Source organism: Alteromonas sp. (assembly GCF_984505615.1).
This window is the reverse complement of record NZ_CFHOXV010000080.1, coordinates 1-5,236: the sequence shown is the minus strand read 5'-3', so window position 1 is coordinate 5,236 and position 5,236 is coordinate 1. Positions and strand designations below refer to the sequence as shown.

The 5,236-nt window shown below is 47.1% G+C and carries 5 protein-coding genes and 1 pseudogene; 4 read left to right on the top strand and 2 right to left on the bottom strand.

Features of this window, described 5'->3' with window-relative positions:
- The coding region (locus tag AC4PME_RS20450) for an N-acetylmuramoyl-L-alanine amidase (protein ID WP_491529750.1) at positions 1–708 on the bottom strand (708 nt) is incomplete at its 3' end.
- A 119-nt stretch (positions 709–827) separates the two neighbouring features.
- Here AC4PME_RS20450 and AC4PME_RS20445 point away from each other — a divergent pair.
- Complete coding sequence (locus tag AC4PME_RS20445; protein ID WP_490710448.1) at positions 828–1,964, top strand: acyltransferase family protein; 1,137 nt, start codon at positions 828–830, stop codon at positions 1,962–1,964.
- A gap of 112 nt (positions 1,965–2,076) precedes the next feature.
- Positions 2,077–2,964, top strand: coding sequence for a dioxygenase family protein (locus tag AC4PME_RS20440; protein WP_490710447.1), 888 nt, complete (start codon positions 2,077–2,079; stop codon positions 2,962–2,964).
- Positions 2,965–3,052: 88 nt separating this feature from the next.
- On the opposite strand, the gene AC4PME_RS20435 is transcribed toward AC4PME_RS20440, so the two are convergent.
- Entirely contained in the window at positions 3,053–3,220 is a 168-nt protein-coding gene (locus AC4PME_RS20435; protein ID WP_491046533.1) for a phage integrase N-terminal SAM-like domain-containing protein, read from the bottom strand.
- Positions 3,221–3,512: 292 nt separating this feature from the next.
- Here AC4PME_RS20435 and AC4PME_RS20430 point away from each other — a divergent pair, with 292 nt between their 5' ends.
- Positions 3,513–4,265, top strand: a complete 753-nt coding sequence (locus tag AC4PME_RS20430; RefSeq protein WP_491046532.1) for a hypothetical protein — start codon at positions 3,513–3,515, stop codon at positions 4,263–4,265.
- A 107-nt stretch (positions 4,266–4,372) separates the two neighbouring features.
- Positions 4,373–5,236 (top strand): annotated as a pseudogene (locus tag AC4PME_RS20425) (IS3 family transposase); the annotation flags it as partial.

The window sequence follows — 5,236 nt, the reverse complement described above, 5'->3', positions numbered from 1 at the left end:
GTAAGTGCGCAGCGCAGCCTGCGTTAAAGAAACAGAGGGCAGGGCGCGGTTAAAGCGTTGCCAGTATGTCGTTAATGTACCGGTGTCATACCAGGCGCCTATCCCTTCCAGGTACAGCTGATACCATGGAAAACGCGGGCCCGGGTCATTTTTTCTGTTAAATGCGATATCTGCATGGCCGACAACGGCAGTGGGAGAAATGTCCGGGTTGCGGGCGAGTATGTCTTTTGCCAGCGCAATGAGCACCTGAATTTGTTCCGGGTGATAATCTGGAAATACACAAAGACGGTTGCTGCCATGTTCTGACCGGCTGGCTGCTGTCTCACTATCCCGCTGACATTCAGGTACATTCACAATCTCAATGCCGATGGATGTATCATTCAAATGGTTGCGCGTTTGCCACTCACCTTTACCGGCATGCCAGGCGCGTTTCGATTCAGGCACAAGCTGCAGCACAGATGCCTCATCACCCGGAAACGTGGGGTCAGACGGATCGGTGACCAGGTAATGCGAACTCAGCCCGCCTTCATCCACCAGAGCATGCACACTTTTCTGGTAATCTATCGCGGTAAAATGCATAACAAGCACTTTCACCCGTTCACCGGTATTCTTCGATGGCATACTGGTGTAACCGCCGGCGCAGCCAATCAGTGTGGCAACCGCGCAGGTAGCGACCAGAAAGCGAAAGTGTCGGGATAAGAGTGACATGTTATTACCGGTTAATGCTGCATGAAATAACCAAATTATCACAATTATTTCCTAAGTAAATAATAAAATATTCCAATGACGGGTGTGTGTCATTTAATGTCGAACTTAAAGAATAGCCAATGAAGAGATTGATTTCCCTGGACGTACTGCGGGGGCTTACCATTGTGTTAATGGTTCTGGTAAATAATCCCGGAAGCTGGCAAACCGTTTACTGGCCGTTATTGCATGCACAATGGCATGGACTGACACCGACAGATCTGGTGTTTCCTTTCTTTATTTTCGTCATGGGCGTGGCAATCCCTTTTTCTTCTTATCGTCAGCAAGGCGGTTCAGCCGGAGTAATGCTGGCAAGAATACTGAAACGCAGTGTATTGCTGTTCTTATGTGGCCTGTTCCTCGCGCTGTTTTACTACAATCCTTATAATCCGGATTTCGACTGGGTCCGGGACCGGCTGGAAAACATTCGGGTGATGGGGGTTCTGCAACGGCTGGCACTGGTTTACTTTTTTACTGCAATACTGGCGATGTGCCTGCGAATTCGCGGACTGTTGTTTACCGCCGTGTTGCTGGTGGCGGCGTACTGGGCGGCGATGACGTTTATTCCCTATGCTGATGCAGCCGGCAACGTATATCAGGGGCTATGGGCATACGGCAACAGTCTCGCAGCATGGATAGATGCCGGCGTGTTGGGAAAGCATCATGTTTACTATTCAATGGCAACACCATTCCCCTTCGATCCGGAAGGTTTGTTAAGCACCATGCCTGCAATATCAACCTGCCTCTGCGGGGTTATTTGTGGCCTTTGGCTGCAGCGTGAACCGGGAATGCCGCTACTTAAAATGGCAGGTGCAGGCATCATTCTCATTCTGGCCGGGGGCGTCATGGCGCTGTGGGTGCCGGTGAATAAAGCGCTCTGGTCACCGGGCTTTACAGCATTAACGGCAGGCTGCGCAATGGGTTGTCTGGCGTTGTTGCACTGGATGACAGACTTGCGCGGTTATCAACGCTGGGCGCAGCCCTTTATTATCGCAGGTGCGAACAGTATTGTATTTTTCATGTTATCCGGCATTGCTGCGCGGCTGCTTTTCATGATTCCGTCGGGCTCCGGCTCCCTGAAAGCTGCGATTTACCAGTCTGTATTTCTGCCTTACTTGTCGCCTTTCAATGCTTCTTTTTTGTTTGCGGTAAGTTTTCTTTGTGTGATGTTTTTGCCGGTATGGTGGATGTACCGGAAGCAATGGTTTATCCGGCTGTAACGCTGAATCATTTTGTTATGTAAATGATAAGTAAAGCTTATGACGTTTACGGGCCATTGACGTCGAAGATGCATATTATATTTCATGCATTTTATTCAGGCAGGCAAAAACCATGACTAAACCAATCCTTTTTAACGGGCGGCGCAAAACCCTTAAATCTCTGGCTTCACTGGCAGTAGCGACACCGGTGATCATGCTCACCGGTTGTGGTGGCAGCGGCGGTAGTAGTTCGTCTTCAACCAGCACATCAACAGGCAGTACATCAACCGGTTCTTCTTCCGGCAGCAGCGGCACAGGCACAACGACTGTGGCTGATAACGGCAGCTGGCTGAGTGGCGGTACAGATTCAATGACAGCGGATTTCCCCGCTGACAGCATTTTTGAAAACAGCAGTACCTGCTCTGTTGAACTGACCGGACAGCAAACGGAAGGTCCATGCTATTTCGATTCCGACTATCTTGATGATATCTCAGAAGGTCAAACCGGTTTGCCCATGCAGTTATGCCTGCAACTCATAGACGAACAATGTAATCCGCTGTCAGGCTATGAAATAGAAGTGTGGCATTGTGATGTGGAAGGCATTTATTCCGGCGATACGACAGGAAGCAGTGACACTAACGGGTTCAACTCTTCTTTTTGTACAGGGAACGACAGTGAAGCGCTGCAATCGCGCTGGTTCCGGGGCATTGCAGTAACAGACAGCAGTGGCCGTGTGAACTTTAAGACCTGCTTCCCTGGCTGGTATGCCAGCCGTGCCATTCACATTCACTTCAGAGTGAAGAATAATAACAACGACGAGCTGATTTCCCAGTTTGGCTTTGATGATGATTTCTGCACAGATATCTGTACCAGCCATTCTGATTATATTGATCACGGTGCGCCAGACACATACCTGACCAACGACACAGTATTTGGCAGTGATTACAACGAGTATGTGTTCAACCTCGAACAAAATGACGATGGCTCCCTGCTGGCCTACAAGCGCATCATCATCTCCTGACCGTACGGCAGGTTTTGTACTGCCGGAAGTACTCACTTCATTCTACAAAGTAAGGCGTGACAGGGGACTGATCACGCCATTTCCTCCTTTACCGAACAATACTCTCAACAAGTTGAGCGCCCATCTCCTGAGGCCGGGCATAGTTGTGGTGCCTGATAAAGTCAGTAATCCATGTTAAATACGTTTCTATGGTTCTTTTGGCGTAGCCTCTCGACAACATAAATTCATACACTTCCCGCAGAAACTTTGACTTCATAATGCTTATTAAAATAAAAACAGCTTAAGAATATATGAGAGTCAAGAAAACTGGCTGGAAGGATGGTTTTACACCATTTCACATCTCACTTCACAAACGGTGCATTTTGCTCCAGCGAAAATGCACCAAAACCACACAACCTTTTAAAGGTGGGGCGTCTGATATATTCTGGAGAAATGAAAACAGACAACTACACCAATGGGGGGTGGTTGATCACACCGTGTTGGTGACTATTTACGTGTTGGTGTCTATTTAGTAGTTATAGCTACAGTATCAAAACAGAGGTATTACAATGGAATTGACCGAAGAAGCTAAAAAGATTGTCGAAAAACACGCTAAAGAGACCACATTTAAGTTGTTATCGGTAATGGTTACTGCAGCTTTGGCGATTATAGGCCTGCTCTCGTGGAGCAGCATTCAGACGCTAGTAGACAATGTTGCGTTTGAAGCAAAGGACGAGCTTAGAAAAAACTATCAATCAGAAGCTTCAAAAATATTAGAAGAATTTGAATCTAAATTGGTTCAGTTAGATTCGAGACTGAATGACGTAAATATTGGAATCGCCTCAGAGCTTCATATGAGAAGGCTTCTAGATAAATTACCTCAGCACGTTGGTAGCAATATCGAATCTAGTGAAGGAATGAATGATTACCTCATTGAAATTAGGAAATTGAAGTCCGAACTAAATAATATTAGCGCTCAGATAGAAGATGAGATAACTGAGCAAATGAACGAAAAAGTCGTCAGCATAGAGACGGCTGCAAACGTGAGCTCAGGTGCTAATTATTTAATTTCCGGAAATACTATGATTAATTGGGGGAGGCGCTCAACGAGCATCGCTGGGTACAATAAAGTGACTTTCGCCAAAGAGTTTGGCAGTGATGATGTAACCGTATCGGCTACTGCAAACGATAATGTTAGCTATGTAGACATTAAAAATGTCACCAAGTCAGGTTTTGAGTATCAATTCACCCGGCCAGCTAAGTTTAGCAACTACTCTCAAGCTGGCGGAGAGGTTCATTTTTTTGCCGCCGGTAAGCTATAGCAAGCGCAAGCATGCGGAACAATTTTCCGCTACGCTCCTGTCCACTTCCCCTAAACTGAGACAGACTTAATTGGAGTTTTCTGCAATGATTAATGCAGGAGACGACTATGAAAAAATCACGATATACAGAATCTCAGATTATTGGGGTGTTAAAGGAAGTTGATGCTGGTATGAAGGTTGAGGAAGTTTGCCGTCAACACGGTATCAGCAGTGCAACCTTTTACAATTGGAAGTCCAAATACGGTGGTATGGAAGCCTCAGACGTCAAGCGACTAAAAGAGCTTGAAGAAGAAAATGCTAAGCTCAAAAAAATGTTTGCCGATGTCAGCTTAGAAAATAATGCCATTAAGGAACTTGTCGCAAAAAAGGGTTGGTGACAGCAGAGAAACGAGAATGCGTCAGCATCTTGGTTGATGCGGGGCTAAGCGTCGTAAAAGCCTGCCTGTTCGTTGGTATTGGCCGTGCGACCTTTTATCGTCCTGGACGAGACTGGCGTAAAGCGGATGCTGCTGTCATTGATGGTATCAATGCGGTCTTGGAGAAGTCGCCGCGAGCAGGCTTTTGGAAGTGTTTTGGTCGAATGCGTTTCAAAGGCTTCACCTTTAATCATAAGCGTGTCTATCGCGTTTACTGCCAGATGGGGTTGAATCTGAGGCGCAGAACCAAACGGGTACTGCCCAAGCGAATAGCACAGCCTTTAGAAGTACTGGATCAGGCAAACCACCAATGGGCGTTGGACTTTATGCATGACACTTTGTATTGCGGCAAACGGTTCAGAACACTGAATGTAGTGGATGAAGGCACGCGGGAGTGCCTTGCTATTGAAGTTGACACATCACTGCCCGCTGGCCGTGTCGTACGCGTGCTAGAACAGCTTAAAGCTGAGCGTGGATTACCCACTCAGCTGCGTATGGATAACGGACTACCTATTGAGTCAACCATTTTCGGGGACAGCATATCCCTAGCTACAC

What these genes read in the sequence shown, in the direction of transcription:
- AC4PME_RS20435 (WP_491046533.1), bottom strand. Translation starts at nt 3,220, where the DNA reads ATGAAGTCAAAGTTTCTGCGGGAAGTGTATGAATTTATGTTGTCGAGA.
- AC4PME_RS20430 (WP_491046532.1), top strand. Translation starts at nt 3,513, where the DNA reads ATGGAATTGACCGAAGAAGCTAAAAAGATTGTCGAAAAACACGCTAAA.
- AC4PME_RS20445 (WP_490710448.1), top strand. Translation starts at nt 828, where the DNA reads ATGAAGAGATTGATTTCCCTGGACGTACTGCGGGGGCTTACCATTGTG.
- AC4PME_RS20440 (WP_490710447.1), top strand. Translation starts at nt 2,077, where the DNA reads ATGACTAAACCAATCCTTTTTAACGGGCGGCGCAAAACCCTTAAATCT.